We start from the raw sequence: 26,013 nt of genomic DNA on the forward strand, positions 1-26,013 counted from the left end.
AAGACTTGCTAAAACGTGACCCGCGATGCGCGCTTCTAGTCCTGATTGTTGACCAAACTTTGACTGGAAAGCGGTCGGGCGGAGACAGCGTCGATTCAATGCAGGTCAGAAGTGCCGCGCCGAAGGTCGGCTGGCAAGGGCGACTGTTTCGGGTTGTTCGGAGGGCCGGTCACGATTTCCTGACCTGCACAACCTGAGGGCGCAAACCGCGCCGATCAGAACATCTGGAGGAGACGCTTGAGGTAGTCCAGTTCTTCCAGCGGGCGGGCGAGGTCACCGGACCGGCGGCGGATTTCGTCCAGAAGTTCCTGGGCGCGCTGATCGGGAGTGTTCTGGACCATGTTCTCGTCGGAACCGATTCGCGCCGTTTCGCCCGGGCGGCGGCCAAGCGGATCGCTGCCCTGCGGATCGGCAGAGCCGATGTCGCGGTTGCCGCCCTGCGAATCGCGGTTCTCGCGCTGTTCCTGGGCCAGCGCCTCGCCGAAATCGCGCATTCCGTTGCGGAGCGCCTCCATCGCCTCGGCCTGACGGTCGAGCGCGCCGTCAAGATCGCCGTCGCGCAGCGCCTGCTCGGCCTGTTCCATCGCGCGGCCGGCGCGGTCGAGGTTGCGGCGGCCCTCTTCGCCCTGCTCGGTGCCGTCGCCGGGAAGCTGGCCCTGCTGCAACTGGTTGAGCCGGTCGCGCAATTCGCGCTGGCGGTCGGTGAGGCTGCGGTCGTCAGCGCCGCCCTGCCCGTCGCCCTGCTGCGGGTCCTGGCCCTGCTGGTCGCCTTGTTGACCCTGGCCCTGGCTGTCGCCCTGCTGGTCGCCCTGCCCCTGCTGTTCGCCAGTGCGCGGCACGCCCTGGAGGTCGCGGAAGGCGTCGTCGGACAGGCTTTGCTGGTCGCGCAGGGTATCGCCCAGCTCGCCCATCGGGCCGTTCTGGCCCTGCCCCTGGCCCTGACCCTGCTGGCCCTGCACCACCTGCATGTTTTCCATCAGCTGGCGCAGCTGTTCCATCAGCTCGGCGGCTTCGGCGGTCTTGCCCTGCTCCATCAGTTCCTGAAGCTTGTCGAGCATCTGCTGCAGCTGGTCGCCGGACATCATCTGGCCCTGCATCATCTGCTGTTGCTGCTGGTCGCCGGGGTTGCGCTGCGCCTCTTCGGCGAGTTCGCGCATGTATTCGTTCAGCGCCTGCTGCATTTCCTTCATCAGCTGGTCGATTTCCTCGGGCGAGGCGCCGTTCTTGATGGCCTCTTGCAGCCGGTCCTGCGCGCGTTGCAGACGGTCGAGCGCGGACTGGAGGTTCCCCTCCTCGACCATCAGGGCGATCTTCCACAACTTCTCGGCGATGGCATCGCGGTCTTCGGTGGTCAGGCTTGCCTCTTTGGCCTCAAGGTCGCGCATGAGCACGCGGAAGTGCAGGAAGGCGCGGTCGTGGCGGATGAAGCCTTCGGGGCGGTTGGTGACGGCCTTGAGGATTTCGACCGCGCGGGGGGCGTTGACGCGGTTCCACAGGATGTCGCGGCGCATCTCGATGAGCGCGGCGGCGAAGGGGTCGAAGAATCGCTTGCCGTGCAGGGTGACGGCATAGGGGGCGGAGCTGCCCTCGTTGCCGGCAGCGTCCACGGCGGTGAAGACCATGGTCACGGGCAGGTTGGCGAAGACGTGTTTCGACAGGTCGTCGACCAGGGTCGAGGTCAGTTCGGTCCGGCTGCCTTTGCGCGGCATGGGCAGGTCGAGGACGACGGGAGGGGTGGCTTCGGGATCGACTTTCAGGCCGTGGCGGCGGTCGACGCGGGCGAGGTCCAGCGTGATGGTGACGCGACCGGCGGTGACGCCGTAGTCGTCGCTGGCCTTGAAGCCCTGCTTGAAGCGGCCGTCCGCCTCGCGCGTCATCTCGCCGGTGACTTCGATGGTGGGGGCGCGGTCCGGCGTTGCGGTGATCTGCCACTCGCGCCCGCCGGGGCCTTCGATGGCCAGGTCGCCCGAGCGGGTGATGGTCAGGTCGTGGACGCCCTTGATGCCGTTCGGGACGGCGGCGGCGGGGGTGGCCTCGGTGCCGGGTTCGGGGACGGGGGGCGGGGGCACGCCGGCGACGGTCTGGGTGACGGTCAGGCTGCCTTCGGGACCGTAGAGGCGGATCTGCAGGCGGGTGCCGGTGGGGACTTCCAGCGCGGGGTCGGTGATGTCGTTGAGGTAGAGCGAGGGCTTGCCGGTATAGGCGGGGGGCTGGGCCCAGGCCTCCCACGAGGGGCCGGCGGGGGTGGCGAGGGCGGCGCCGGGGGTGAGGCCGGCGACGGAGCCTGCGCGCCAGAACGAGCCGAACAGCGCGGCCATGACGAAGGCGGTCAGCGCGACATAGCGCAAGGAAAAGCGGTCGCGCGAGGACAGGCGCAGGTCGGGCTGGACGGGGCGGGCGCCGGCGGCGCGTTGGGCCATCCGTTCCTGGTGCGCGCGCCAGACCGCCAGCGACGCGGGGTCGGCGGTGCCGATGGCCTGGGTGTCGCGCAGGGCGGCGATGGGGCGGCCGGGCATCGTGCTGTCCAGCCGGTCCAGCGCGTCCATCGCGTTGGGCTTGCGGAACTGCTTCACGCCCCAGGCAAGAAGGCCGAGGGCGAAAAGGGCGATGACGGCGCCGCCGGCCTGCGCGTAGTGAAGGGGGCCGAGGTCCTGGACGCCGAAGGCCAGCGCGGCGAGGGTGACAAGACCCAGCGACCAGAGCGGCCAGAAGGCCCGGGCAAGCCGTTCGGCCCACAGCCCCGCCAGCGTCAGGCGCATCGGCCAGACAAGCGATTTCAGCGGGGGCGATTTCAGCGGGGGTTGGTCCTGGGGTCCGGTCATCTCACCTGCCTGCGACCGGGCACCCCGACGCATGCGGGGTCACAGCCATGGGGGGATGGTATCGCGGTTGAGGATTTCGTCAAAGCTCGGTCTGGCCCGGATGACAGCGAAGTGATCTCCGTGGACGAGCACTTCGGGGATCAGGGGCCGGGTATTGTATTCCGATGCCATGACCGCACCATAGGCTCCGGCGCTGCGGAAGGCCACGAGGTCGCCTTCGGCCAGCAGCGGCAGGTCGCGGCCCCTGGCGAAAGTGTCGCCGGTTTCGCACACCGGGCCGACCACGTCGAACTCTTGCGTCGGGCTGGCCACGGGGGGTTCCGCGACGGGCACGATGTCGTGGTGCGCGCCATACATCGAGGGGCGGACAAGGTCGTTCATCGCCGCATCGAGGATCAGGAAGTCGCGCCCCTCGCCGTTCTTCACATAGATCACCCTGGACACCAGGATGCCCGCATTGCCCGAGATCAGGCGACCGGGCTCGATCTCGATCTCGCAGCCGAGGTCGCCCACGGTGCGCTTGATGAGGGCACCGTAGTCGGTGGGCAAGGGCGGGGCCTCGTTCGTGCGCTGGTAGGGGATGCCAAGCCCGCCGCCAAGGTCAAGGCGAGTGATCGAATGGCCTTCGGACCGCAGGCGGCGGGTCAGGTCGGCGACCTTGAGGTAGGCCTGCTCGAAGGGCTCAAGCTCCGTGAGCTGCGAGCCGATGTGGACGTCGATGCCCACCACCTGAAGGCCCGGCAGGCGCGCGGCCTCGGCATAGACTTCCGAGGCGCGGGCGATGGGGATGCCGAACTTGTTTTCCTTCTTGCCCGTGGCGATCTTCTCATGCGTGCGGGCGTCCACGTCGGGGTTGACGCGGACGGTGATCGGCGCGGTGACGCCAAGGCTGGTGGCGACTTCGGACAGGGCCCGCATCTCGGGCTCGGATTCCACGTTGAACTGCCGGATGCCGCCCGTGAGGGCGAGGCGCATCTCGTCGCGCGTCTTGCCGACGCCGGAAAAGACGATGCGGTCGCCGGGCACCCCTGCCGCCCTGGCGCGGAGGTATTCGCCGCCCGAGACCACGTCCATCCCGGCGCCAAGGTTGCCGAGCGTCTTGAGGACGGCCACGTTCGACAGCGACTTGATCGCAAAGCAGACGAGGTGGGGCAGCGGGCTGAGGGCCTCGGTGAACAGCTGGTAGTGCCGGGTCAGGGTGGCGGTGGAATAGACGTAGAACGGGGTGCCGACGCTGGCGGCAATGTCGGGGATGGCGACGTCTTCGGCCTGGAGGGTGCCGTTCTTGTAGAGGAAATGGTCCATCGCTGTCCCCGGGTGCTTCCGCGCCGTCATAGCCGGGTGGAACGGTGGTGCAAAGCGCCGATTTCTTCGAAGAAATCGGTTCGGAGCCTTTGCAGGCTCCGGTCCGGAATTTTCGATGATTCCGGGGTCTGCAGGGCAGGCCTTCCGCAAGGTGCCGATGGCCGGGCGACAGTGGCGCTGGACGGTTCCCACAGCGAACGGGGCATGTATACTTGCGTGAACTCGGAAAGGGTGCGGCGGATGGCGGTGACGCTGAGAGAGGTGGCGGAACGGGCCGGTGTGTCGCGGTCGGCGGTGTCGCGCACCTTCACCCCTGGCGCCTCGGTCTCGGCCAGGACCCGGGCCAAGGTGGAGAAGGCGGCGGCCGAACTGGGCTATGCGCCCAATGCCCTGGCCTCGAGCCTGACGACGGGGCGGACCAAGCTGATCGGCCTTGTGGTCAACAATTTCCACAACCCGCTGATCCTGGAGGTGTTCGACCTGTTCACCCGGGGCTTGCAGGACCGGGGCCTGCGGCCGCTGCTGGTGAACCTGAGCGGCGCGACCGATCCGGCCGCCACGGTGCGGATGCTGCGGCAGTATTCGGTGGACGGGGTGATCGTCGCGTCCTCGACCCTGCCGGCGAGTTTCGCCGAGGCCTTCAAGGCCGCCGGGCTGCCCGTTGTGCACGCCTTCGGCCGGGCCTCGACCGCGCCGGACGTGTCGGTGGTGGGGATCGACAACGTCGCCTGCGGTCGGATGGCGGCCGAGGCGCTGATCTCGCGCGGATATGCGCGGGTGGGGTTTCTGGGCGGACCGAGGGGGGCGACCTCGACCCAGGACCGGGCCGCGGGGTTTCTGGGCAGGCTGGCCGAACGGCCGGAGATCGCAGTCAGTGTCAGCTATGCCGAGGACTACACCTTCGACGCCGGTCGCGCCCGGATGCAGCGGCTGCTGGAGGGCGACCGGGCCGAGGCCTATTTCTGCGGCGACGATCTGCTGGCGGTGGGGGCGCTGAGCGCGATCCGCGAGGCGGGGCTGTCGGTGCCCAGGGACATCGGGCTGATCGGGCTGAACGACATGGAAATGGCCCGCTGGCAGGTGATCGGGCTGACCACGATCCGCCAGCCGGTGGCGGCGATCATCGACGCGGCCATCGAGATCGTGGTGGCGACCATCGAAGCGCCGGACATGGCCCCCGAGGTCAGGCTGTTTCCCTGCGAGGTGGTCGAGCGCGGGACGCTGCGCCCGGTCGCCTGAACGGGCGCAGGGGGCTTGCGGGCCTAGCGGAACATCGGCGGGCGGGCGTCGACCCAGGTGCCGCCAGCCCTGGCCGAAGCGACGGCGGCATGGACGGCGGCCATCGAGCGGACCCCGGCCGGGGCACGGGGCAGGCCGTCGCGGTGCTCGCCCCGGATCGCGTCGGCGAGGTCGCAGTAGATGTTGGCGACGGCCAGCGGAAAGCCCTCCGGGTGGGCGATGGCGACGCGGGACAGGCGTCGGGCCTCGTCATACAGCCCGGCTTCGCCCTTTTCGATGATCTGGGTGCGGCCGCCGACCGGGGTGTAGATCAGCTGGTTCGGCTGTTCGGAGTGCCAGCGCAGGCCGCCGGTTTCTCCGAACACCTGGATGTCGAAGCCGTGCTGCCGCCCGATGGCGACAGAGGAGGTCCAGAGCCGGCCCACGGTGCCGCGGCCCATGCGGAAGTTGACCATGGCGTCGTCTTCCAGCTGGCGGCTGGGAATCGTCGAGGCGAAATCGGCGGAGAGCTTTTCCACCTCGTCGTCGCAGATGAAGCTGGCCATGTGCAGCGCATGGATGCCGCAGTCGGCGAACTGGCCGGAGACGCCCGCCATCGCCGGGTCATAGCGCCAGCGGACGCGGGGGTTGTCGGCGTCGGTCGCGTCGGCATGGTGGCCGTGGCTGAAATTCGTCACCACGAGGCGCACCTTGCCGATGTCGCCCGCCCGCACCATGGCGCGGGCCTGGCGGATCATGGGATAGGCGGAATAGCAGTAGTTCACCGCGCAGATGCGGCCCGTGCGTTCGGCGATGCGGACGATCTCTTCGCCTTCCTCGACCGTCATCGTCATCGGCTTTTCGCACAGGACGTTGAAGCCGGCCTCGAGAAAGGCCCTGGTGATCTGGAAATGGGTGGAGTTCGGGGTCGCCACCGTCACCAGATCGCAGCGGTCGGGGCGGTTCCTTTCGCCCTCCAGCATCTCCTGCCAGTCGCCATAGGCGCGGTCGGGTGCGATGCCCAGTCGTTGCGCATAGGCGCGCCCGGCTTCGGGCCGGTGGTCCAGCGCGCCTGCGACGAAGGCGAAATGCCCGTCCGCCTGCGCGCCCAGCCGATGCGCCGGGCCGATCTGGCTGCCTTCGCCACCGCCGATCATGCCCCAGTTCAGTTTTGTCATGGTCGGACCCTTCAGAAGCCGATGGATTTCAGATATTTGCGGTTGCGCCGTGCGTCGTCGATGGGATGCACGTCCAGCGTCGGGTCGCAGTCCTGTTCGACGGTGCACCAGCCCTGGTAGCCCGCATCCAGAAGGATCTGGCGGACGGCCGGAAAATCGACATCGCCCTTGCCGAGGTTGCAGAAGATGCCCTGGCCGCAGGCCTCGTAGAAGCCGGTGCTTTTGGCGATGGCATCGGCCTTCACCACCGGGTCGATGTCCTTGAAGTGCATGTAGGAGATCCGCCCGATATGGCGGCGCATGAAGGCCACCGGGTCGTAGCCGGCATAGGAGTGGTGGCCGGTGTCGAAGCAGATCTTCAGGATACTGTCGTCCACCTCGTCCAGAAGCCGTTCGAGTTCCGGCTCGAAGTCGATGAAGCCCGCAGCATGGGCGTGGATGCCGACGGTAAGGCCGAATTCCTCGGTTCCCAGCCGGGCGATGGTGGCGATCCGGTCGCGGAAGGCGGTCCATTCGGCGCGGTCCATCTGCTCGGCGGCATCGGCCCGGCCTGCGGTGGGGGCACGGCGGGGGGAGATCGAGTCGATCAGCACCAGATGCTGCGCGCCGTGGGCGGTCAGCGCGCGGCAGGTGCGCCATGCGGCGTCGCGGACATCGTCCCAGGCGGCGGGGTCGTGGAAGGGCCGGAAGACCACGCCGCCGATCAGGTCGAGGCCGTTCTCCTCCAGCGCGTCGAAGAGGATCGCCGGGTCCTCGGGCATGAAGCCGATGGGGCCGAGCTCGATACCCGTGTAGCCCGCCTCGGCGCAGTCCTTCAGGACCTGCCGCCACGGCGGGTTGCGCGGGTCGCCTGCGAATTCGACGCCCCAGGAACAGGGCGCATTGCCGATGCGGATGGTCATTTGGTCCTCATGTGGCGGGAACGGCGAGCCATTGCCCGCTGTCGGATGACTGGAAGGCGGTTTCGACAAGCTGGCTGACCGCCAGCCCGTCGCGGAAGGTGGGCCAGACGGGCTGGCCGGTCTCGATGGCGGTCAGGAAGTCGCGCGCCTCGATGATGATCTGGTCCTGATAGCCGGTGCCGTGGCCGGGGCCCTGGCAGAAGGCGAGGTAATCCGGGTGGCAGGGTCCGGTCAGGATGCGGGTGAAGCCGCGCGCGGCCTCTGGCCCCTCGGCGCGGTAGAGGTGGACGGCATTCTGGTCCTCCTGATCGAAGCGGATCGCGCCTTTGGTGCCGTGGATTTCATAGGCATAGCCCATCTTCCGGCCCGTCGCGGTGCGGCTGATGTAAAGGTGGCCCATCACGCCGGAGGCGAAGCGGAGCATGATCTGGGCGTGGTCGTCGTTCGTCACCTTCTCGGGACCATTCGGGCCGGGGCGGGTGGCGTGGACCGTCTCGATGCGGGCGTTCAGTTCCGCGACCGGACCCATCAGCGCGAGCATGCAGTTGATCGGATGCGGGGCCAGGTCGCCCATGCAGCCGTTCGCCCGGTCACGGGTGCGCCAGTTGGCGGGAAGCGTCGGGTCGGACAGGAAATCCTCGGTATGTTCGCCGCGGAACCAGGTGATGTCGCCGATGGCGCCCTGCGCCAGAAGCTGGCGGACGAATTGCGTGGCCGGGGTGCGGACGTAGTTGAAGCCGATCATGTTCGGCAGGCCGGAGGCTTCGGCGGCGGCAGTCATGGCGCGGGCGTCGTCCAGCGAGGCGCCAAGCGGCTTTTCGCAGAACACGGGTTTTCCGGCGGCAAAGGCGGCCTCGGCAATCGCGCGGTGGGTGGATTGCGGCGAGGCGATGACCACGGCCTGCACCTTGGGGTCGGCGACAAGGTCCTGCCAGTCGCGGGCGGCGCGGGCGAAGCCGTAGGCCTTGGCGTAGGTTTCGGCCGAGGCTTGCGAGGTGGCCGCGATCACCTCCAGCCGGGGGCGGAGCCTGGTGTTGAACACCGCACCCACGGCGGAATAGGCGACGGCATGCGCCTTGCCCATGTAGCCGCCGCCGACCAGTCCGATCCCGATCTGTGTCATGTCATGGTCCTGCGCGGCGGCATGTGCCGTTGGTGTTGCAACCGGTTGCAAAAGTTGTATCGTGGCCTTCGAAGGCGCGCAAGTCCCTCTGTGGGGCTGCGGGCGGGGGTGGAGAGCGGGATGGCAGAGCTGGAGCGGCTGAAGGGACGGAACTTTCTGGTCATCGGCCGGGCCGGGATGGACCTTTATGCCGATCCTGCGGGCACGCGGATCGAGGAGGCAAGCCGGTTCGTCGCGCATCTGGGCGGGTCCTCGGCCAATATCGCGGTGGCGCTGGTCCGGCAGGGCTGCAAGGCCGCGCTGCTGACGCGGGTGTCGGACGATGCGGTGGGGCGGTTCTGTCTGGCGCAGCTGGATGGCTATGGCGTGGACCGGACGCTGGTGCAGGTCGCGGGCGGCGAGGCGCGCAACTCTCTGGCGGTGGTGGAGACGCGGGTCGAGGACTGCCAGTCGGTGATCTATCGCAACGGGGCGGCGGATTTCGCGATGGTCGCGGCGGATGTCGAGGCGGTGGATTACGCGGGCTTTTCCGCGCTGGTCACCACGGGGACGGTGCTTGCGGCGGAACCCTCGCGGTCGGCGGCGTTCCGGGCCTTCGATCTGGCGCGGGCGGCGGGGCTGCCCCTGGTCTTCGACGTGGACTACCGGCCCTATTCCTGGCCCTCGGCCGAGGCCGCCGCCGAGACCTATTCCCGCGCGGCGGCCCTGTGCAACGTGATCGTCGGCAATGATGTGGAGTTCGGCTTCATGGCCGGGCATCCCGACCGGGGTCTGGACAAGGCGCGTGAGTTGGTGGCCGAGGGGGCGCAGGTCGTCGTGTACAAGATGGGCGAGAAGGGGGCGGTCACGATCACCCGTGAGGGCGAGTTTGCGACCGGCATTTACCCGACGCGGGCGCTGAAACCGACCGGGGCCGGGGACAGTTTCCTTGGCGCTTTCCTTGCGGGCCTGGCTTCGGGCCTGCCGGTGAAGGCCGCCGTTCTGCGCGGGTCGGCGGCGGCGGCGCTGGTCGTGGCGCGGGTCGGCTGCGCCCCGGCGATGCCGACGGGACCGGAGCTTGACGAATTTCTAACCACCCACCCCGGCCCAAGTGCCTGAAGGGACATCCGATGCACATTCCTCCGCATGACAACCGCAACCGGGCCATTGTCGACATGGCCGATCCGCTGGTGCCGCTGGTCTATTTCAACATCGTCCGGCTGAAACCGGGCGAGCATTTCGACTATCGCACGCCGGGCTACGAGACCTGCGTGGTGCCCGCGACGGGGACGGTGACGGTCGAGGTCGGGGGCGAGGTCTTTGCCGATATCGGCAACCGGGGCGTCGATGTCTGGGATGGAGAGCCGGAGGGGGTTTATGTGCCCAGTGGCACCGGCACGCGGATCACGGCGCGGACAGAGACGGAGTGTTTCATCGCCGGGGCGAAGTTCGATGAGGCGCTGAGCCCGTTTGCCGTCAGGTCAGGCGATCTGGATGTGGTGCAATACGGGTCGGACGAGACGAAGACTCACCGCAAGATCAAGCATATCCTGGGGACCAGGTATCACGACCGGGTGGGGCGGCTTCTGGTGAGTGAGCTGTTCACCGTGGGCGCGGGGGGCTGGTCGGGGTTTCCGTCGCACAAGCATGACACCGACCGCCTGCCGGAGGAGACGCGGCATGACGAGTGCTACAATTTCCGCTTCCGGCCCGACTATGGCTCGGGGCTCCAGATGTTGCAGCGGGTGGATAACGAGCCGGGGGATGCCTATCACATCATGAACCGGTCCACGGTGCTGATCGACAAGGGCTATCACCCCTGCTGCGCGCTGCCGGGTTATGAGATGTATTACTTCACCATCCTTGGCGGGCAATCGCAGCGGAGTCTGAAGCAGTACTTCCAGCCGACCCATGCGGCGCAGGTGCAGACGATCCCGGGGATCATGGACATGGTGGCCAAGTTCAGATGATCGCCACGCTGGCCGAGGTGCTGGGGCCCGCCCTGCGGGACGGCTATGCGGTGCCGGGGCTGGTCTGCCTGGGCTGGGAGGATGCGCGGGCCTATGTCCGGGCGGCCGAGGCAGAGCGGGCTCCGGTGATCCTGCAGGCGGGGCCGGGGGCGCGGGCGCATATGCCGGTCGGCGTTTGGGGGGCGATGTTCCGCGCTTTGGCCGAGAGCGCGTCGGTGCCGGTGGTCGCGCATCTGGACCATGGGCTGACGGTGGGGGATTGCCGGGAGGCGATTGCGGCGGGGTTCAGTTCAGTGATGATCGACGGGTCGGCTTTGCCGCTGGAGCAGAACATCCGCCTGACGGCAGAGGTCGCGGCGCTGGCCCATGCGGCGGGGCTGTCCTGCGAGGGTGAGCTTGGCGTCGTCGGCTATGCGGGGGGCAAGGCCTCGACCGGGACCGACCCGGAGGAGGCGGCGCGCTTTGTCCGCGAGACGGGGGTCGATGCGCTGGCGGTGTCGGTGGGGAATGTCCATTTGCAGCAGGACGCGGGTCAGGGGCTGGACCTGGCGCGGCTGCGGGCGATCGAGGCGGTGACGGGCTTGCCGCTGGTGATCCATGGCGGGTCGGGCGTGCCGGTGGATCAGCGCGCGGCGCTGGCGGCGGGGTCGCGGATCGCCAAGTTCAACATCGGCACAGAGCTGCGGATGGCCTTCGGCGCGGCGCTGCGGGCGGCGGTGGCGAAGGACCCGGGGCGGTTCGACCGGATTGCCATCCTGCGCGACACGGAGGAGCCGGTGATGGAGGCGGCGCGGGCGGTGTTTCGCGGCATGGGCGCCTCAAACCGGGTGTAGCGCTGGCGAGGGGCCCCGCCAGCGCCGGTCTGGCCTACTTGCCCCAGATCGCGGCATAAGCCTCGCGGTAGCCATTGTTCGGGTCGAAGGCGTTGCCCTCGGTGCCCGCAAGGGCTTCCTCGGTCACCAGCGCAGGCGCGGTGATGTAACCCGAGCAGGGTTCACCCTGGATGGCACGGTTCAGCTCATCGACCAGCTGCCAGCCCTGGAGGTTCAGGGGCTCCGCCACGGTGACCGCCTGATACTGCCCGGTGCGGATGCGCTGGAAGGCGGCTTCGGAGCCGTCGCCCGCCGAGCCGTTCCGGGGCGCGCCCTTGCCGTCGATCCCGGCAGCGGCCAGCGACGGCCCCATGAAGTCGAAGTAGAGGTCGTTGATCGCCAGCGAATGGGTCCAGGCCGCGCCGTATTTCTGCAGCAGCGTGGTGGTCAGCGGGCCCATGCGGGTGGACGTCTCGGCAATGGGCGTATCGACATATTCCAGCACCGTGCCGCCTGCGTCCTCGATGGCCTTCTTCATCCGGTCGGCCTTGTCGATGGCGATCTGGTAGGTGGAATCGGTGAAGATCACCACGCCCGGCTTGCCGCCCGCATCCTCGATGGCCCATTTCGCGGCCACGTCGGACACCTGCATCGCGTCGGTCGAGACGTTGGCGAAGATGCCGCCCGGCGCGTCGCAGCCGATCTTCGGGCCGGAGTGCCACGATACCATCGGGATGCCCGCCGCCGTGACGCCCTCAAGAGCTGCGGCCTGTTCGGCGGCGTCGAAGCCGTTGATGACGATCCCGTCAGGGTTCAGCGCCAGCGCCTGGCCCACGGCGGCGGAGCGGCTTTGCACCGAGCCCGCGCCATCAAGGACTTTCACTTCCCAGCCGATCCTGGCGGCGGCTTCCTCGATGCCGGTGGTGACGCCCAGGATACCGCCGTTCTTCAGATCGGCGGCGAGGACGACGATGGTCTTGCCTTCCGCCGCTTTCGGGCCGGTGGTCGGGCCGTCGAAGGCCTCTTGCGCGAAGGCCGCGCCTGCGAAGGCAAGGGCCGTTCCGGCGAGAAGTGTCTGTAGCAGGGTCCGTCTCAGCATGGTTGGTATCCTCCCGTAAGATGCTGTTGTCATTTCGATTTCGCGCCCTTCTTGCGCTGGGCGTATCCGGCGATGCCGATGGCGATCAGCAGCGTGGTGCCGTTGAAAAGCGGTTCCACCCAGAAGCTGCCGCCGAACTGCTGGATGCCGCTGATGCCGACGGCAAGGATCATCACGCCGACGATGGTGCCCCAGACGTTGACGCGGCCCGGCTTGATGGTGGTGGAGCCGAGGAAGGCCCCGACAAGGGCGGGCAGCAGGAATTCGAGGCCGACGCTCGCCTGCCCGATCCGCAGTTTCGAGGCGAGAAGGACCCCGGCAAGGGCGGTCAGGGCGCCGGAGGTCACGAAGGCTCCGATGACGAATTTGCGCGTCGGGATGCCGTTCAGCTCTGCCGCGCGCTGGTTGGCGCCGATGGCATAGAGGTAGCGGCCGATGGGGGTGTAGTCGAGGACGACCCAGAGGATCAGGGTTACGCCCAGGACGTAGAAGGCGGTGATCGGCAGGCCCAGGACGAAGGTGCCGTTGATCGCGTAGAAGGCGTCGGGCAGTTGGCCGACCATCTGGCGGCCGCCGGTGTGCCAGAGGGCCAGCGCGTAGAGGATCGTGCCGGTGCCCAAGGTGGCGATGAAGCTGTCGATGCGGGCGACTTCGACGAGAAGGCCGTTGAGGGCTCCGACCACGATGCCGAGGATCAGGACAATACAGACCGCGACCGGCCACGGGATGCCGTAGATGGTCTGCAGGCTGATCGCGAGGATGTGCCAGAGGACGATGCCGTAGCCGACGGTCAGGTCGATGCGGCCCGCGACCATGGGTATCATCGCGGCCAGCGACAGGAGGGCGATGATCGCCTTGTCCGACAGGATGGAGCGGAGATTCAGAAGCGTCGGGAAGGTGTTCGGCAGGAGGAGCGAGAAGAACAGGATCAGCGCGACCATCAGGATGACGAGGCCGTAGGTGGGCGCGAGGCGGATCAGCTTCTGCCCGGTGGAGAGGCCGCGGAGTTCGTCCTTGGTGGGCTCGACGGCGTTGGATTCGATACCGGGCATGCGGGACCTTTAAGCGGCTTCACCGGCCGATGCGGCCTGGATCAGGGATTCGGTGGACAGTTCGACGCCGGTCAGTTCGGCGACGGGGAGGCCCCGGCTGAACACAATGGCGCGGTGGCAGATGTTGGCGATTTCCTCGAAGTCGGTGGAGACGACGAGGACCCCCATGCCGGAGGCAAGCGCCTGGTAGAGCAGGTGGTAGATCTCGGCCTTGGCGCCGACATCGACGCCGGCGGTGGGGTCCTCGGTGACCAGAAGTCGGCGGCCGGAATCGAGCCAGCGGCCGACGACGACCTTCTGCTGGTTGCCGCCCGAGAGGGCCTCGATGGCGAGGGTCGGGTCGTTCGGGGAAAGGCCGACGCGGGTGCCGATGGCCTTGGCCTTGGCTTCTTCCCTGCCGGCAGCCATCAGCGTCAGGAGGCCGCGACCGGTGGCGGAGGGGTTGAGGAAGGCGTTCTCGCGGATCGCCATGCCGGGGGCGACGCTTTCGCCGACGCGGTCGCGGGCGACGAGGCCGATGCCGGAGCACATGGCGGTCTGGGCGGTGCGGAGGTCGGGTTGCTTGCCGTCGAGGGTAATGCGTCCGGCATGGGGGATGACGCCGAACAATGCGCGGCCGATGTCTTCGTGGCCTGCGCCCCGGAGACCTGCGAGGCCGAGAAGCTCGCCGCGCCTGATCTGAAAGCTGACGGGGCCGACGGCGGGGGTTTTCAGGTGTTCGACGTTCAGGATCGCGGGGCCGTCCTGCACGGGGGGCCGGGCGATTTCGCGCGCCTTGCGGCCGACGATGAGGGAGACCAGCTCCTCGGGCGTGGTGTGCTCGACGGGGCGCATGCCGACCATCTGGCCGTCGCGCAAAACGGCGACGCGGTCGGCGATGCGGAAGATCTCGTCGAGGCGGTGGGAGACGTAGATCATGCCAACGCCCTTGGCCTTCAGCGGGCGGAGGGCGCCGAACAGGAGTTCGACTTCGTCGGCTGGCAAGCTGGCGGTGGGCTCGTCGAGGACGAGGAAGTCGCAGTCGGCAGCCAGCGCCCGGGCGATGGCGACGAGGGATTTCTGCGTGCGCGTCAGGCTGGAGACGCGGGCGGTGGCGGGAAACTCGGCTTTGACCAGCTTGAGGGCTTCGTCCGCGCGGGCTTCGGTCGCGGTCCAGTCGATGCGGCCGCCCCTGCGGACATAGCCGAGGGAGAGGGCGATGTTTTCGGCGACAGACATCCAGTCGATCAGGCCGAGGTCCTGGTGGATGAAGGCGACCTTCTGGCCGCCGGACCTTCCGGCCTCATGCGCGTAGGGCGTGCCGTCGATCAGCACGCCGCCTGCTTCGGGGCGATGGATGCCGCCGAGCACCTTGATGAGGGTGGATTTGCCCGCACCGTTTTCGCCGAGAAGCGCCACGATCTCGCCCCGCGCGACCTTCAGCGAAACGCCCTTCAGCGCCTGCGTCCCGCCGAAGGACTTGACGATGCGGTCGAAGAACAGGCCGTCGGACGACGGTTGCATGGGCAGGCTCCTCCCCTTCCCGGTGTGCCCGATCTTGCGTCAGGTTTACCGGTAACGTAGCCTAGCCTGAGCCCGTGGCCCTTTCGAGTCAAGCGGAAAGTTATCGATAACATATGATCGGGTGAGCGTGCGCATGAAGGCCAATCTGGAGGACATCGCAAAGGCGGCGGGGGTGTCGAAGATGACGGTCAGCCGCGTCTTGCGCGGGGGGACCGGGTTTTCCGACGAGACGCGGGACCGGGTGATCAAGGTCGCGGAAAGACTGGGATATGTCCCGAACAAGCTGGCGGCGGCCTTCGGGTCGTATCAGGCCAGCACACTGGTGGGCATGTGCGTGCCGCGCCTCACCTCGGGCCTCTTTGCGCATGTGCTGGACGGGGTGGACCGGGCGCTGAGTCGGCTTGGCTATCAGCTGATGATCGGGGCCAACAACCATTCCACCGCCGAGGAGGAAGCCTGGGTCCGCCAGATCGTCAGCTGGCGGCCTGCGGGGCTGATTCTGTCGGGGCGGAATCATACGCCCGCGACGGTTGACCTCTTGCGGCAGGTGGCGGTGCCGGTGGTGGAGATCTGGGACCTGACGACCAGCCCGATCGACATGTCGGTGGGGTTTTCGCATTACGACTGCGGGGCGGAGATGGGGCAGTTCCTGCTGCGGCGGGGGCGGCGGCGGGCGGGCTATGTGGGCGCGCTGGCGCGGGCCGACGTGATGGGTCAGGCGCGGCTGGAGGGGTTCCAGGCGGTGCTGGCGCAGGCGGGCGCCCCGCTGGTGGACCGTGAGGTGCTGCTGGACATGCCGGGGTTCTATGCCGGGTATTACGGGCTGGAGACGCTGCTGACCCGGACGCCGGACCTGGATGTGGTCTATTTCCACAACGACGACATGGCGGTGGGGGGGTTGGCCTATGCACAGGCCAAGGGCATCCGGGTGCCGGAGGATCTGGGGATCGCGGGCTGGGGCGGAATGGAGGCGGCGTCGATCCTGCCCCGGCGGCTGACGACGACGGTGGTGCCGACAACGGCGATCGGGAAGGCTGCGGCAGAGGCCCTGGTCGCGCGGCTGAAGGGCGAGCCGGGTCAGGAGGTGACGGTGGTGCCCACGCGGCTGGTGCCGGGCGAGACGGGGTAGCAGGGCGCCGGAATTCGAGGAATTCCGGTCCGATTTCCGTGCGGAAATCGGTGGTCAGCCGTGCGCCCAGGGGCCGTGGTGGAGGTCCTTCCCGTCCAGCCGATCGAACCCGTGCAGGCCGAAGAAATCGCGCTGGCCCTGGATCATGTTCGCCGTCCCGCGCGCGGTGCGCATCAGGTCGAACCAGGCGAGGCCGGCCGAAAGAGCGGGCAGGCCAAGGCCATGCAGCGCCCCGGCGGCGACGACGCGGCGGAGGGCGGGCACCGACCGGCGCAGGTGGTCGGCGAAGAACGGGGCGAGCATCAGGTTGCGCGCGGGGTCCTGGGCGAGGGCGGTTACCATATCGTTCAGCATTGCCGAGCGGATGATGCAGCCCGCGCGCCAGACCCGCGCGATGGCGGGCATGTCGAGCGCCCAGCCGAACTCTTTCGCGGCGGCGGTCATCATGGCGAAGCCTTGCGCGTAGCAGAGGATCTTCCCGGCGATGAGGGCGTGTTCGAGGTCGGCGAGCGGGACCTCGGCGCGTTCCGGCGCGGGGCCGTAAAGCGCCTCTCCCATGGCGCGCTCCTCCCGTCGGGCGGAGACGTTGCGGGCCATGACGGCGGCTTCGATCACCGGGATCGGCGCGGCAAGGTTCTGCGCCTCGATCGCGGTCCAGCGGCCGGTGCCCTTCTGTCCTGCGGCATCGACGATCATGTCGAGAAGCGGGCCGGTGCCGTGCGGGTCCCTGGCAGCGGCGACGGCGGCGGAAATCTCGACGAGGTAAGAGCGCAGCGTGCCTTCGTTCCAGCGGGCGAAGACCGGGGCGATTTCGGGCGCGGTCAGGCCAAGACCGTCGCGCATCACGCCGTAGACCTCGGCTATCATCTGCATGTCGGCGTATTCGATGCCGTTGTGGACCGCCTTGACGAAGTGCCCGGCCCCGGCCTGCCCCATATGGTCGGCGCAGGGGGTGCCGTCCTCGGCCCTGGCGGCGATGGCCTGAAACAGCGGGGCCATGCGCGCCCAGTCCTCTGCGGTGCCTCCGGCCATGATTGCCGGGCCGTGGCGGGCGCCCTCTTCGCCGCCCGAGACGCCGATGCCCATGAAGCGGAAGGGCAGGCCCGCGGCGGTGCGGCGGTTGGTGTCGTGGAAGTTGGCGTTGCCCGCGTCGATGACGAGGTCGTCGGGGCCAAGCAGGGGCGCGAGGGCGGCAAGCTGGTCATCGACCGCCGGGCCTGCGGGTACCATCAGGATGATCACGCGGGGCGGGGCGATGGCGGCGACGAGATCGGCGAGGGTGTCGGTGGGGGTGATGCGGTCGGCAAGGATGCCCGCCGTGGCGTGGAAGTCGTGCGTGCGGCTGGTCGTGCGGTTGAATACAGCGATGGGAAAGCCCTTTTCGGCGATGTTCAGCGCCAGCGCGGCGCCCATCGTGCCAAGGCCGATCAGGCCGGTTTGCGGTTTCGTCATGGCCATTGCACGCCCTTGCGGTTCAGGATCACGGAGTAGAGGCTGGTCGTCGCGGTGATGAACAGCCGGTGTTTGGCGCGGCCGCCGAAGCAGATGTTGGAGACGGTCTCGGGGACGAGGATCTTGCCCATCAGCTGCCCGTCCGGCGCGATGCAATGGACGCCGTCCCCGGCTGAGGACCAGAGATTGCCGTCAGTATCCACCCGGATGCCATCGGCGCAGCCCTTGTCGATGCGGTGGAAGATGCGGCCGTTCGTGGGGCGGCCTGCGACCATGTCGAAGACCTTGATGTGCTGGGGGTCTTTGCTGAACATCCGCCCGGTGTCGGCGACGTAGAGGCGGGACTCATCCGGGCTGAAGGCCAGGCCGTTGGGGCAGGCCATGTCGGTGATGACGGCCTCGATCCGGCCCGAGGGATCGACGCGATAGACCTGACAGGGCAGCTCCTGCGGGGATTTGTAGCCTTCGTAGTCGGTCATGATCCCGTAATGCGGGTCGGTGAACCAGATGGCTCCGTCCCTGGCCACGATGACGTCGTTGGGGCTGTTCAGAGGCTTGCCGTCGAAGCTGTCGGCGATGACGGTGATCGTGCCGTCCCATTCGGTGCGGGTCACGCGGCGGCCCCCGTGTTCGCAGCTGACGAGGCGGCCCTGAAGGTCGCGGGTGTGGCCGTTGGTATAGTTGGCGGGCTGGCGGAAGGTGGTGAGGCCGTCCTCGCTCCAGCGGAGGATCCGGTTGTTGGGGATGTCCGAGAACAGAAGGCAGTTCTGATCGCCGAACCAGACCGGGCCTTCCACCCAGTCGAAGCCGGTCGCAAGGCGCTTGAGGGGCGCGTTGCCCATGACGAAGGTCGCAAAGGCGGGATCGTGGATTTCGAAGAAGGACATTGGCGTCTCCCTGCGGGCAGTCTGGGCGACCCCGGGCGAAGGGTCAAACCGGAAGGCGGTCAATCGGCGAACAGGATCTGTGCCTTCATCGCCTGTGAGCGGTCAGAGGCGAGGCGGAAGGCGTCCTCGGCCCGGGCCAGCGGCACGGTGTGAGTGATGAGGGGGCGCACATCGATCAGGCGTTTCTGCATCAGGCCGACCCCCACGGCGAATTCGGGGTGAAAGCGGAAAGAGCCGCGCAGGTCCAGTTCCTTGGCGGTGATCGCCATCATCGGCAGGGTCATGTCGCCGCCGAGGCCGAGTTGGAGGATCACTCCCCTTGGGCGCAGGGCGGCGATGCCCTGGGCGAGGGCGGCCGCGACGCCGGTGCATTCGAAGAGGACGTCGAAATGGCCCTTGTCGGGGGTGTAGGCGGACAGTGCGTCGGGGTCCGTGGCGGTGTTGATGGTGCGGTCGGCGCCCACCTTGGCGGCGAGCGAGAGGGTGAAGTCGGAAAGATCGGTGGCGACGATTTCCGCAGCCCCGGCGCGGCGGGCGGCGAGGATGGCGAGCGTCCCGATCGGGCCGCAGCCGGTGACGAGGACGCGTTTGCCCAGCATCTCGCCTGCGCGGCGGGTGGCGTGGAGCGTGACTGCGAGGGGTTCGGCCATGGCGGCTTCGCCGGGGGTAAGGCCCGTGGCATCGACGCATTGGCTGGCGTCGGCGATCAGCACTTCGCGGAAGGCGCCCTGGATGTGGGGGAAGGGCATCGCGCTGCCGTAGAAGCGCATGTCGAGGCACTGGTTGGGCAGGCCTTCGCGGCAGAACTTGCAGGTCCCGCAGGGACGCGAGGGGGAGACGGCGACAAGTTGGCCTATGGCGAAGGCGGTGGTGCCGGGGTCCTCGACGTAGGCGGAAACCTCGTGGCCGAGGATCATCGGTTCCTTCAGCCGCACCGCGCCAAAGCCGCCGTGGTTGTAGTAGTGCAGGTCCGAGCCGCAGACGCCACCGGTGGCGAGGCGGAGACGGAGTTGGCCGGGGAGGAGGGGATCGGGGTCGCGGTCCTCGATCCTCAGGTCGCGGGCGGCATGGATGACTATCGCCTTCATAGCGCGACCGGGGTGACCAGGGGTTGCCCGGCGAAATGCGCGGTCAGGTTGTCACGCATGAGTTTCCCCATGGCCTTGCGGGTATCGACGGTTCCGGACCCGTGATGCGGTTGCAGAAGGACGTTCGGGGCCGAAAGGAACCGGGGGTTCAGGTTCGGCTCGCCTTCGAAGACGTCCAAGGCGGCCCCGGCGATCTCGCCCTGTTCCAGCGCGTCGAGGAGGGCCGATTCGTCCACGTTTGCGGCGCGGCTGATGTTGATGACGGTGCCATCGGGGCCCAGCGCCTGAAGCACCTTGGCATTGACGATGTGGCGGGTTTCGGGCGTGGCGGCGAGAGCGACGAACAGGTGGTCGCAGTTGCGGGCCAATTCGACGGCGTCGGGGATGTAGGTCCAGTGCTCGGCGCCGGGCTTGGGGCTGCGGGCGGAATAGGCGATCTGCATGCCGAAGCCCTCGCAGCGCCGGGCGATGGCCGCGCCGATGCGGCCGAGGCCAAGGATGCCCGCGCGGGTGCCCGAGACCTTGCGGGTCAGCGGGAACATCCCCTTGGCGGCCCAGTCGCCGGAACGGACCCACTCTTCCGCCTGCCCCGTGCGGCGGACGAGGGCCAAAAGCATGGCCAGCGCGATGTCGGCAACGTCCTCGGTCAGGACGTCGGGCGTGTTCGAGACCTTGATCCCCCGCGCCCGGCAGGAGGCGAGGTGGACGGCATCATAGCCGACGCCGAAGACCGCGATCATTTCAAGGTTCGGGCAGGCGGCGATCATTGCCTCGGATGCGCCAAGATCGCCGCGTGTGGCGATGGCGCGGATGTTCGGGCCGACCTCTGCCAGAAACGCGTCCTTGTCGGCGGCCTCCCACCAGCGGTGGATGGTATAGGCGGCGTCAAGGGGGGCCTGGTCCCATTCGGGATAGGGGCCGACCTGGAGAACCTGCGGTTTGGCCATCTTGTCCTCTGCATCCTTGACAGGCGTTGTTATCGATAACATAAACGGGAGCGACAAGGCTTGTCGAGAGCGAAGTGAAGGGACTTGACGCATGGGACATCGGCTGTTCGACCTGACCGGGCGCCGGGCGCTGATCACCGGGTCGTCGCAGGGGATCGGCTTCGCCCTGGCCGAGGGGCTGGCCGAGGCGGGGGCGCAGGTGGTGCTGAACGGGCGCGATACGGGCAAGCTCGCGGCAGCGGCGGCGCGGATCAAGGGGGCCGAGGTGCTGGCATTCGACGCGACGGACCATGAAGGCGTCCGGGCGGCGGTGGATGCGTTCGAAGGCGCGGGCAAGCCCATCGACATCCTGGTGAACAACGCCGGGATGCAGCACCGGGCTCCGCTGGAGGAGTTTCCGGCGGAGGCGTTCGAGAAGCTCTTGCAGACCAACATCGCCAGCGTGTTCCATGTGGGGCAAGCGGTTGCCCGCCACATGATCGCTCGGGGGCGGGGGAAGATCATCAACATCGCCTCGGTCCAGACGGCCCTCGCACGCCCCTCCATCGCGCCTTACACGGCGACGAAGGGGGCGGTGGGAAACCTGACCAAGGGGATGGCGACGGACTGGGCGAGGCACGGGTTGCAATGCAACGCGATTGCGCCGGGGTATTTCGACACGCCGCTGAATGCCGCGCTGGTGGCGGACCCGGCGTTTTCCGCCTGGCTGGAGAAGCGGACGCCTGCGGGGCGCTGGGGACGCGTGGAGGAGTTGCAGGGGGCCTGCGTGTTCCTGGCCTCGGATGCGTCGTCCTTCGTCAACGGGCATATCCTTTATGTCGATGGCGGCATCACGGCCTCGCTATGACCCTGCGTGTCGTCATCATGGGGGTTGCGGGCTGCGGCAAGTCGTCGGTGGGCGAAGGGTTGGCGGCGCGGCTGGGGGTGCCGTATCGGGACGGCGATGACCTGCATAGTCCCGAGGCGGTCGGGAAGATGCGGGCGGGGATACCGTTGACGGACGAGGACCGCTGGCCCTGGCTGGACCGGGTGGCTGGGGTGCTGGCGGCGGAGGCTCCGGTCATCGTGGGGTGTTCGGCGCTGAAGCGGGCGTATCGGGACCGGATCCGGGCGGGCGCCGGGGGGCCGGTGCGGTTCGTGCATCTGGCGGGCAGCCGCGAGGTGATCGCGGGCCGCATGGCGGCGCGGAGGGGGCATTACATGCCGACGTCCCTCCTCGACAGCCAGTTCGCGGCGCTGGAGCCCCCGGGGCCGGAAGAAGCGGTGACGGTGGAGATCGACCAGCCTTTGGCGGCCATTGTGGACGCCGTTCTTGCGCAGTTGAACGGAGAGACGGCATGACGGTTGCGCTGATCGGGGCGGGGGCGATGGGCGGTGCCATTGGCGCGCGGCTGCTGACGACGGGCGCGGCGCTGCGGGTGTTCGATCTGGACCCGGTAAAGGTTGCGGCTCTGGTTGATCCTGGGGCGGTGGCGGCCCCATCGGCGGCGGAGGCTGCGCGGGGCGCGCGGGCGGTGATCCTGTCGCTGAACGCCGCCCATATCGTGCGGGCGGCGGTGTTCGGCCCGGGGGGCGTGGCGGAGGGCGCGGCCAGGGGGACGCTGCTGATCGACATGTCCTCGATCGACCCGGAGGCGACGAAGGTGCTGGCGGCAGAGGCGGCGGAGAAGGGGTTGCGCTGGGTGGACAGTCCCCTGTCGGGCGGCATCCCGAAGGCCGCGACGGGGGAGTTGACGCTGATGCAGGGCGGTGCGCCGGAGGATGTGGCAGAGGCGCAGGAGGTTCTGCGCGGCGTGGCGTCGAACCAGACGCGGATGGGCGGTCCGGGGGCGGGGCAGACAACGAAGCTCATCAATCAGGTGCTGTGTGGCCTCGGGTTCCTGGCGGTGGCAGAGGCGACGGCGCTGGCCGAGGCGGCGGGGGTGGATGCGCAGATGATCCCGAAGGCTTTGGCAGGGGGTCGGGCCGACAGCGCGATCCTTCAGGAATACATGCCCCGGATGGCCGCGCGGGATTACCGTCGGACGGGGCGGATCGACAACATGGTCAAGGACCTGAATGGCGCGGCGGACCTTGCGCGGGCGACCGGGACGGCGATGCCGCTGACTGCGCTTTGTGCCGAAGTGCACCGGATGCTGACGGCGGCGGGGCTGGGCGGTGAGGATCAGGCGGCGCTGATGGAATTTTTCAAAGGGCCGAGAAAGGACCTGACGCAATGATTACCCGCTACGCTCTGTTCGAGGGGACGTTGAAGGACGGCCACACCGAGGCCTTCCGGCGCGATGTGCTGGCGGAAATCCTGCCGGTCTGGCGGCGGTTTCCGGGGGCGCTCGCGATCCATGTCACCTTTGCCGAGAACCGCGACGATGGCGCGCCGGAGTATCCGCTGATCCTGGCCATCGACTGGCCGGATCTGGCGACGGTAGAGGCCTTCCTGGCCCATCCGATCCGCAAGGAGGGGCGCGCGGCGACGGAAAGCGTGCTGGCACGCCACTTCACGGGCCGCATCCATCACCACGTCACCACGGCCCACACGTTCGCCCCCGCATGACCCAGCCCCGCAAGACCCCGACCATGGCCGATGTCGCCCGCCTTGCGGGGGTTTCGCCGATGACGGTCAGTCGGGCCTTCAAGCGGGACACCTCCGTCAGCGAGGCGACGCGTGAGGCGATCCTGAAGGCGGCCGAGGAGATCGGCTATGTCTTCGACTCGGCGGCATCCTCCTTGCGCTCGCAGCGGACGGATTTCGTGGCGGTGACGATCCCCTCGATCAACAACGCCAACTTCGCCGAGACGCTGCGGGGCCTGACCGAGGGCCTCAAGGTCCGGGGCTTGCAGATCCTCTTGGGCTATACCGACTATGACATCCACGAGGAGGAGCGGCTGGTCGAACAGCTGCTCCGCCGCCGCCCGGAGGCCATCGTGGTCACGGGGGGCAAGCACACGCCGCGCACCCGGCGGCTGCTGGAGAATGCGGGCATCCCGGTGGTGGAAACCTGGGATTTGCCAGAGGCGCCCATCGGGCATGTCGTGGGCTTTTCCAACGCCGATGCGGTGCGCGGGATGGTCGATCATTTCGTGGCGCGCGGCCTGACGCGGATCGCGTTCATCGGCGGCGATGCCGACCGCGACACGCGGGGGACGGACCGGCGCGAGGGCTTTGTGGCGGCGATGCAGGCAAACGGGCTGGAGGCGACGCGGCTGATCGCGGCAGGCGCTCCGCCGATCTCGATGCGCGAAGGGGCGGATGCGATGGGGCGGCTGTTGGACAGCTTGCCGGACACCCAGGCGGTGATCTGCGTCTCCGACCTCTCGGCCTTTGGCGCCCTGACCGAATGTCAGCGCCGCGGGGTCCGGGTTCCCGAGGACATCTGGATCGCGGGTTTCGGCGACTATGAGATCGCCGAGGTCGCGGTCCCTGCCCTGACCACGATCAACCCTTTCCCGCGCGAGATCGGGGCGAAGGCGGCGGCGCTGATCCTGGAGGTGCTGGACGGGCGGCAGGCCGGGCCCGTGACGCTGCGGATCGCACCGGAACTGATGATCCGGCAGTCAAGCCGCTAGCGCAGGATCACGCAGAGGCGTGGCGCGAGCGCAGGAACAGATAGAGCGGCAGGCCACAGCTGACCCCGATGCAGAAGGTGGCCGGGATCGCCACCAGATCGACCCAGCTGCGGCGGCTGGCGGCCTCGACCACGACCCAGATCGTCAGCGCGATCGCGGCAATGGTCAGGTCCCAGGTCAGCCCGGTGGTCGAGGCATTCACATACCAGGCGTCGATCAGGCCGGACAGGCCGGTGCCCGTCTCGCGCATGTGTTTGAGGAACCAGTACATCGGATGCACCGCGCCCCAGACGGCAAGCGCCAGCCAGGTCAGGCGCAGCGGCGTCACTTCAGCACCACGCCCATCTGCACCTCGCCCGAGATGCCGACACCGCGCGTCGGCGCCTCGGGTGGGCCATCGGCCCCGCAGGCGGAAAGGATCAGGCAGGCGATCAGCGCGATACGGGGGGAAAGCTGCGGCATCGGGCGGTCCTTCGGTCGGTCTTCCGGCATCATGTTCACATCCCCCGCCCTGCCCGACAAGGCAGGTTTCACTGACGGTGCCCCGGCATCAGCCCAGCGCCGCTTTCCAGCGCGCGACCTGGGCACGCACCTGATCCGGCGCGGTGCCGCCATAGGATGTGCGGCTGCGGACCGAGTTTTCAACGCCAAGAACGCCGAACACGTCGGCGGTGATTCCGGCATGGACCGACTGCATCTGCTCCAGCGTCAGGTCGGGCAGGTCGCAGCCCTTGCGTTCGGCCATCGCCACCAGCGCGCCGGTGACGTGATGCGCCTCGCGGAACGGCAGGCCCAATGCCTTGACCAGCCAGTCGGCAAGGTCGGTCGCCGTGGAAAAGCCGCTGGCCGCCGCGGCCTTCAGCGCGTCAACGTTCGCAGTCATGTCGCTGACCATCCCGGTCATCGCGGCAAGGCCCAGCATCAGGCTGTCGGCGGCATCGAAGACCTGTTCCTTGTCCTCCTGCATGTCCTTGGAATAGGTCAACGCCAGGCCCTTCATCACGGTGAACAGCGCCACCGTGGCCCCGAGAATGCGCCCCAGCTTGGCGCGGAGGAGTTCCGCCGCGTCCGGGTTCTTCTTCTGCGGCATGATCGAGGAGCCCGTGGTCCAGCGATCCGACAGCCGGACAAAGCGGAACTGGGCGGAGGACCAGATCACCAGTTCCTCGGCGAACCGGGACAGGTGCATGGCGCAGATCGAGGCGGCGGCAAGGAACTCCAACGCGAAGTCGCGGTCGCTGACCGAATCGAGGCTGTTCGCCGTGGGCCGGTCGAAACCCAGCGCCCTGGCGGTCATGTGCCGGTCGATGGGGAACGAGGTCCCGGCCAGCGCGGCGGCACCGAGGGGGCATTCGTTCATCCGGTTGCGCGCGTCCTGAAACCGGCTGCGGTCGCGGGCGAACATTTCCACATAGGCCATCATGTGGTGGCCCCAGGTGACGGGCTGGGCGGTCTGGAGATGGGTGAAGCCGGGCATCACCCAATCGGCCCCGGCCTCGGCCTGGGCGAGGAAGGCGCGCATCAGCCCGGTCAGCCCGTCGATGGCCTGATCGCACTGGTCGCGGACCCAGAGCCGGAAGTCCACCGCGACCTGGTCGTTGCGGCTGCGCGCGGTGTGCAGGCGCTTGCCCGCTTCGCCGATGCGGTCGGTCAGGCGGGCCTCGATGTTCAGGTGGATGTCTTCCAGATCGGGGGTGAAGGGGAAGTTTCCGGCCTCGATCTCTGACAAGATCGCGAGGAGCCCTTCCCCGATCGCCTCGGCATCCCTAGAAGAGATGATGCCTTGCGCGGCCAGCATTGCCGCATGGGCCCGGCTGCCCGCGATGTCCTGGGCGTAGAGCCGCTGGTCGAAGCCGATCGAGGCGTTGATCGCCGTCATGATCGCGCTGGGACCTTCGGCGAAGCGCCCGCCCCACATCGTGTTGGCGGATTTGGGATCGCGGGCGTCGGACATGGGCGGGGCTTTCTGGGCAGGACGGACAG

25 protein-coding genes are annotated in these 26,013 nt (G+C 68.3%); 10 read left to right on the forward strand and 15 right to left on the reverse strand.

Annotation, left to right across the window (positions count from 1 at the left end; genetic code table 11):
- Positions 1-215: 215 nt before the first annotated feature.
- Positions 216-2,822 (reverse strand): TIGR02302 family protein, encoded by a 2,607-nt coding sequence (locus tag D5084_RS06555; protein ID WP_128514708.1) that lies wholly within the window; start codon positions 2,820-2,822, stop codon positions 216-218.
- A 39-nt stretch (positions 2,823-2,861) separates the two neighbouring features.
- Positions 2,862-4,127, reverse strand: a complete 1,266-nt coding sequence (gene lysA, locus D5084_RS06560; RefSeq protein WP_128514709.1) for a diaminopimelate decarboxylase — start codon at positions 4,125-4,127, stop codon at positions 2,862-2,864.
- A 240-nt stretch (positions 4,128-4,367) separates the two neighbouring features.
- Between lysA and D5084_RS06565 the strand changes: the two genes are divergently transcribed.
- Positions 4,368-5,366: a LacI family DNA-binding transcriptional regulator gene (locus D5084_RS06565; RefSeq protein ID WP_128514710.1), complete on the forward strand. Its 999-nt coding sequence runs from the start codon at positions 4,368-4,370 to the stop codon at positions 5,364-5,366.
- A gap of 23 nt (positions 5,367-5,389) precedes the next feature.
- Here the strand turns inward: D5084_RS06565 and D5084_RS06570 are convergent, their stop codons facing one another.
- From D5084_RS06570 to D5084_RS06580, 3 genes are read right to left on the reverse strand one after another with little or no spacing between them, the layout of a single operon-like run.
- Complete coding sequence (locus D5084_RS06570; RefSeq protein WP_128514711.1) at positions 5,390-6,523, reverse strand: Gfo/Idh/MocA family protein; 1,134 nt, start codon at positions 6,521-6,523, stop codon at positions 5,390-5,392.
- A gap of 11 nt (positions 6,524-6,534) precedes the next feature.
- A complete protein-coding gene (locus tag D5084_RS06575) occupies positions 6,535-7,425 on the reverse strand; it encodes a TIM barrel protein (RefSeq protein WP_128514712.1) in 891 nt (296 codons plus the stop codon).
- Positions 7,426-7,432: 7 nt separating this feature from the next.
- Positions 7,433-8,548, reverse strand: a complete 1,116-nt coding sequence (locus D5084_RS06580) for a Gfo/Idh/MocA family protein (protein WP_128514713.1) — start codon at positions 8,546-8,548, stop codon at positions 7,433-7,435.
- A gap of 120 nt (positions 8,549-8,668) precedes the next feature.
- Between D5084_RS06580 and iolC the strand changes: the two genes are divergently transcribed.
- The 3 genes from iolC to D5084_RS06595 are packed head-to-tail and all read left to right on the forward strand — an operon-like array spanning position 8,669 to position 11,330.
- Positions 8,669-9,646 carry a 5-dehydro-2-deoxygluconokinase gene (gene iolC, locus D5084_RS06585; protein ID WP_128514714.1) on the forward strand — a complete coding sequence of 326 codons (978 nt, stop codon included), beginning with the start codon at positions 8,669-8,671 and terminating at the stop codon, positions 9,644-9,646.
- A gap of 11 nt (positions 9,647-9,657) precedes the next feature.
- Positions 9,658-10,497: a 5-deoxy-glucuronate isomerase gene (locus D5084_RS06590; protein WP_128514715.1), complete on the forward strand. Its 840-nt coding sequence runs from the start codon at positions 9,658-9,660 to the stop codon at positions 10,495-10,497.
- The gene (locus D5084_RS06595; protein ID WP_128514716.1) at positions 10,494-11,330 is read left to right on the forward strand and encodes a class II fructose-bisphosphate aldolase; all 837 of its coding nucleotides are present in this window, start codon (positions 10,494-10,496) and stop codon (positions 11,328-11,330) included. Before D5084_RS06590 ends, D5084_RS06595 begins: the two co-directional genes overlap by 4 nt.
- A 34-nt stretch (positions 11,331-11,364) precedes the next feature.
- Here the strand turns inward: D5084_RS06595 and D5084_RS06600 are convergent, their stop codons facing one another.
- Genes D5084_RS06600 through D5084_RS06610 form a run of 3 tightly spaced genes read right to left on the reverse strand, consistent with a single transcriptional unit; the run spans position 11,365 to position 14,963 of the window.
- Positions 11,365-12,408 carry a substrate-binding domain-containing protein gene (locus tag D5084_RS06600; RefSeq protein ID WP_128514717.1) on the reverse strand — a complete coding sequence of 348 codons (1,044 nt, stop codon included), beginning with the start codon at positions 12,406-12,408 and terminating at the stop codon, positions 11,365-11,367.
- A 29-nt stretch (positions 12,409-12,437) separates the two neighbouring features.
- Complete coding sequence (locus D5084_RS06605; RefSeq protein WP_128514718.1) at positions 12,438-13,460, reverse strand: ABC transporter permease; 1,023 nt, start codon at positions 13,458-13,460, stop codon at positions 12,438-12,440.
- A gap of 9 nt (positions 13,461-13,469) precedes the next feature.
- The gene (locus D5084_RS06610) at positions 13,470-14,963 is read right to left on the reverse strand and encodes a sugar ABC transporter ATP-binding protein (protein ID WP_128514719.1); all 1,494 of its coding nucleotides are present in this window, start codon (positions 14,961-14,963) and stop codon (positions 13,470-13,472) included.
- Between the two features lie 133 nt (positions 14,964-15,096).
- On the opposite strand from D5084_RS06610, the gene D5084_RS06615 reads away from it, so the two are divergent.
- Complete coding sequence (locus D5084_RS06615) at positions 15,097-16,092, forward strand: LacI family DNA-binding transcriptional regulator (protein WP_238382545.1); 996 nt, start codon at positions 15,097-15,099, stop codon at positions 16,090-16,092.
- A 54-nt stretch (positions 16,093-16,146) separates the two neighbouring features.
- Here the strand turns inward: D5084_RS06615 and gnd are convergent, their stop codons facing one another.
- The 4 genes from gnd to D5084_RS06635 are packed head-to-tail and all read right to left on the reverse strand — an operon-like array spanning position 16,147 to position 20,466.
- The gene (gene gnd, locus D5084_RS06620; RefSeq protein ID WP_128514721.1) at positions 16,147-17,544 is read right to left on the reverse strand and encodes an NADP-dependent phosphogluconate dehydrogenase; all 1,398 of its coding nucleotides are present in this window, start codon (positions 17,542-17,544) and stop codon (positions 16,147-16,149) included.
- On the reverse strand, positions 17,541-18,431 hold the full coding sequence (locus tag D5084_RS06625) for an SMP-30/gluconolactonase/LRE family protein (RefSeq protein ID WP_128514722.1): 891 nt from the start codon (positions 18,429-18,431) through the stop codon (positions 17,541-17,543). The genes gnd and D5084_RS06625 overlap by 4 nt, the downstream gene beginning before the upstream one ends.
- Before the next feature lie 59 nt (positions 18,432-18,490).
- Positions 18,491-19,519: an L-idonate 5-dehydrogenase gene (locus D5084_RS06630; protein ID WP_128514723.1), complete on the reverse strand. Its 1,029-nt coding sequence runs from the start codon at positions 19,517-19,519 to the stop codon at positions 18,491-18,493.
- Complete coding sequence (locus D5084_RS06635) at positions 19,516-20,466, reverse strand: 2-hydroxyacid dehydrogenase (RefSeq protein WP_128514724.1); 951 nt, start codon at positions 20,464-20,466, stop codon at positions 19,516-19,518. The genes D5084_RS06630 and D5084_RS06635 overlap by 4 nt, the downstream gene beginning before the upstream one ends.
- 91 nt (positions 20,467-20,557) lie before the next feature.
- Between D5084_RS06635 and D5084_RS06640 the strand changes: the two genes are divergently transcribed.
- From D5084_RS06640 to D5084_RS06660, 5 genes are read left to right on the forward strand one after another with little or no spacing between them, the layout of a single operon-like run.
- Positions 20,558-21,313, forward strand: coding sequence for an SDR family oxidoreductase (locus D5084_RS06640; RefSeq protein ID WP_128514725.1), 756 nt, complete (start codon positions 20,558-20,560; stop codon positions 21,311-21,313).
- Complete coding sequence (locus D5084_RS06645; protein WP_128514726.1) at positions 21,310-21,807, forward strand: gluconokinase; 498 nt, start codon at positions 21,310-21,312, stop codon at positions 21,805-21,807. Before D5084_RS06640 ends, D5084_RS06645 begins: the two co-directional genes overlap by 4 nt.
- Positions 21,804-22,685, forward strand: coding sequence for an NAD(P)-dependent oxidoreductase (locus D5084_RS06650; protein WP_128514727.1), 882 nt, complete (start codon positions 21,804-21,806; stop codon positions 22,683-22,685). Before D5084_RS06645 ends, D5084_RS06650 begins: the two co-directional genes overlap by 4 nt.
- Positions 22,682-23,017: a hypothetical protein gene (locus tag D5084_RS06655; protein WP_128514728.1), complete on the forward strand. Its 336-nt coding sequence runs from the start codon at positions 22,682-22,684 to the stop codon at positions 23,015-23,017. The genes D5084_RS06650 and D5084_RS06655 overlap by 4 nt, the downstream gene beginning before the upstream one ends.
- Positions 23,014-24,030 carry a LacI family DNA-binding transcriptional regulator gene (locus D5084_RS06660; protein WP_128514729.1) on the forward strand — a complete coding sequence of 339 codons (1,017 nt, stop codon included), beginning with the start codon at positions 23,014-23,016 and terminating at the stop codon, positions 24,028-24,030. Before D5084_RS06655 ends, D5084_RS06660 begins: the two co-directional genes overlap by 4 nt.
- Positions 24,031-24,037: 7 nt before the next feature.
- On the opposite strand, the gene D5084_RS06665 is transcribed toward D5084_RS06660, so the two are convergent.
- From D5084_RS06665 to argH, 3 genes are read right to left on the reverse strand one after another with little or no spacing between them, the layout of a single operon-like run.
- The gene (locus tag D5084_RS06665) at positions 24,038-24,358 is read right to left on the reverse strand and encodes a DUF2834 domain-containing protein (RefSeq protein WP_128514730.1); all 321 of its coding nucleotides are present in this window, start codon (positions 24,356-24,358) and stop codon (positions 24,038-24,040) included.
- Positions 24,355-24,525 carry a hypothetical protein gene (locus D5084_RS18315; protein WP_238382546.1) on the reverse strand — a complete coding sequence of 57 codons (171 nt, stop codon included), beginning with the start codon at positions 24,523-24,525 and terminating at the stop codon, positions 24,355-24,357. The genes D5084_RS06665 and D5084_RS18315 overlap by 4 nt, the downstream gene beginning before the upstream one ends.
- A 55-nt stretch (positions 24,526-24,580) precedes the next feature.
- On the reverse strand, positions 24,581-25,984 hold the full coding sequence (argH, locus tag D5084_RS06670; RefSeq protein ID WP_128514731.1) for an argininosuccinate lyase: 1,404 nt from the start codon (positions 25,982-25,984) through the stop codon (positions 24,581-24,583).
- Positions 25,985-26,013 lie beyond the last annotated feature (29 nt).

The organism is Tabrizicola thermarum (assembly GCF_003574395.1).
Classification (GTDB): Bacteria; Pseudomonadota; Alphaproteobacteria; order Rhodobacterales; family Rhodobacteraceae; genus Tabrizicola; species Tabrizicola thermarum.

Bases quoted from the DNA above. Each gene is read 5' to 3' on its own strand.
- D5084_RS06650 (WP_128514727.1), top strand. From the start codon at position 21,804: ATGACGGTTGCGCTGATCGGGGCGGGGGCGATGGGCGGTGCCATTGGC.
- D5084_RS06580 (WP_128514713.1), bottom strand. From the start codon at position 8,548: ATGACACAGATCGGGATCGGACTGGTCGGCGGCGGCTACATGGGCAAG.
- D5084_RS06555 (WP_128514708.1), bottom strand. From the start codon at position 2,822: ATGACCGGACCCCAGGACCAACCCCCGCTGAAATCGCCCCCGCTGAAA.
- D5084_RS06600 (WP_128514717.1), bottom strand. From the start codon at position 12,408: ATGCTGAGACGGACCCTGCTACAGACACTTCTCGCCGGAACGGCCCTT.
- D5084_RS06615 (WP_238382545.1), top strand. From the start codon at position 15,097: ATGAAGGCCAATCTGGAGGACATCGCAAAGGCGGCGGGGGTGTCGAAG.
- D5084_RS06605 (WP_128514718.1), bottom strand. From the start codon at position 13,460: ATGCCCGGTATCGAATCCAACGCCGTCGAGCCCACCAAGGACGAACTC.
- D5084_RS06640 (WP_128514725.1), top strand. From the start codon at position 20,558: ATGGGACATCGGCTGTTCGACCTGACCGGGCGCCGGGCGCTGATCACC.
- D5084_RS06610 (WP_128514719.1), bottom strand. From the start codon at position 14,963: ATGCAACCGTCGTCCGACGGCCTGTTCTTCGACCGCATCGTCAAGTCC.
- iolC (WP_128514714.1), top strand. From the start codon at position 8,669: ATGGCAGAGCTGGAGCGGCTGAAGGGACGGAACTTTCTGGTCATCGGC.
- D5084_RS06645 (WP_128514726.1), top strand. From the start codon at position 21,310: ATGACCCTGCGTGTCGTCATCATGGGGGTTGCGGGCTGCGGCAAGTCG.
- D5084_RS18315 (WP_238382546.1), bottom strand. From the start codon at position 24,525: ATGATGCCGGAAGACCGACCGAAGGACCGCCCGATGCCGCAGCTTTCC.
- lysA (WP_128514709.1), bottom strand. From the start codon at position 4,127: ATGGACCATTTCCTCTACAAGAACGGCACCCTCCAGGCCGAAGACGTC.
- D5084_RS06590 (WP_128514715.1), top strand. From the start codon at position 9,658: ATGCACATTCCTCCGCATGACAACCGCAACCGGGCCATTGTCGACATG.
- D5084_RS06565 (WP_128514710.1), top strand. From the start codon at position 4,368: ATGGCGGTGACGCTGAGAGAGGTGGCGGAACGGGCCGGTGTGTCGCGG.
- D5084_RS06570 (WP_128514711.1), bottom strand. From the start codon at position 6,523: ATGACAAAACTGAACTGGGGCATGATCGGCGGTGGCGAAGGCAGCCAG.
- D5084_RS06630 (WP_128514723.1), bottom strand. From the start codon at position 19,519: ATGAAGGCGATAGTCATCCATGCCGCCCGCGACCTGAGGATCGAGGAC.
- gnd (WP_128514721.1), bottom strand. From the start codon at position 17,544: ATGACGAAACCGCAAACCGGCCTGATCGGCCTTGGCACGATGGGCGCC.
- D5084_RS06575 (WP_128514712.1), bottom strand. From the start codon at position 7,425: ATGACCATCCGCATCGGCAATGCGCCCTGTTCCTGGGGCGTCGAATTC.
- D5084_RS06595 (WP_128514716.1), top strand. From the start codon at position 10,494: ATGATCGCCACGCTGGCCGAGGTGCTGGGGCCCGCCCTGCGGGACGGC.
- D5084_RS06625 (WP_128514722.1), bottom strand. From the start codon at position 18,431: ATGTCCTTCTTCGAAATCCACGATCCCGCCTTTGCGACCTTCGTCATG.
- D5084_RS06635 (WP_128514724.1), bottom strand. From the start codon at position 20,466: ATGGCCAAACCGCAGGTTCTCCAGGTCGGCCCCTATCCCGAATGGGAC.
- D5084_RS06655 (WP_128514728.1), top strand. From the start codon at position 22,682: ATGATTACCCGCTACGCTCTGTTCGAGGGGACGTTGAAGGACGGCCAC.
- D5084_RS06660 (WP_128514729.1), top strand. From the start codon at position 23,014: ATGACCCAGCCCCGCAAGACCCCGACCATGGCCGATGTCGCCCGCCTT.
- argH (WP_128514731.1), bottom strand. From the start codon at position 25,984: ATGTCCGACGCCCGCGATCCCAAATCCGCCAACACGATGTGGGGCGGG.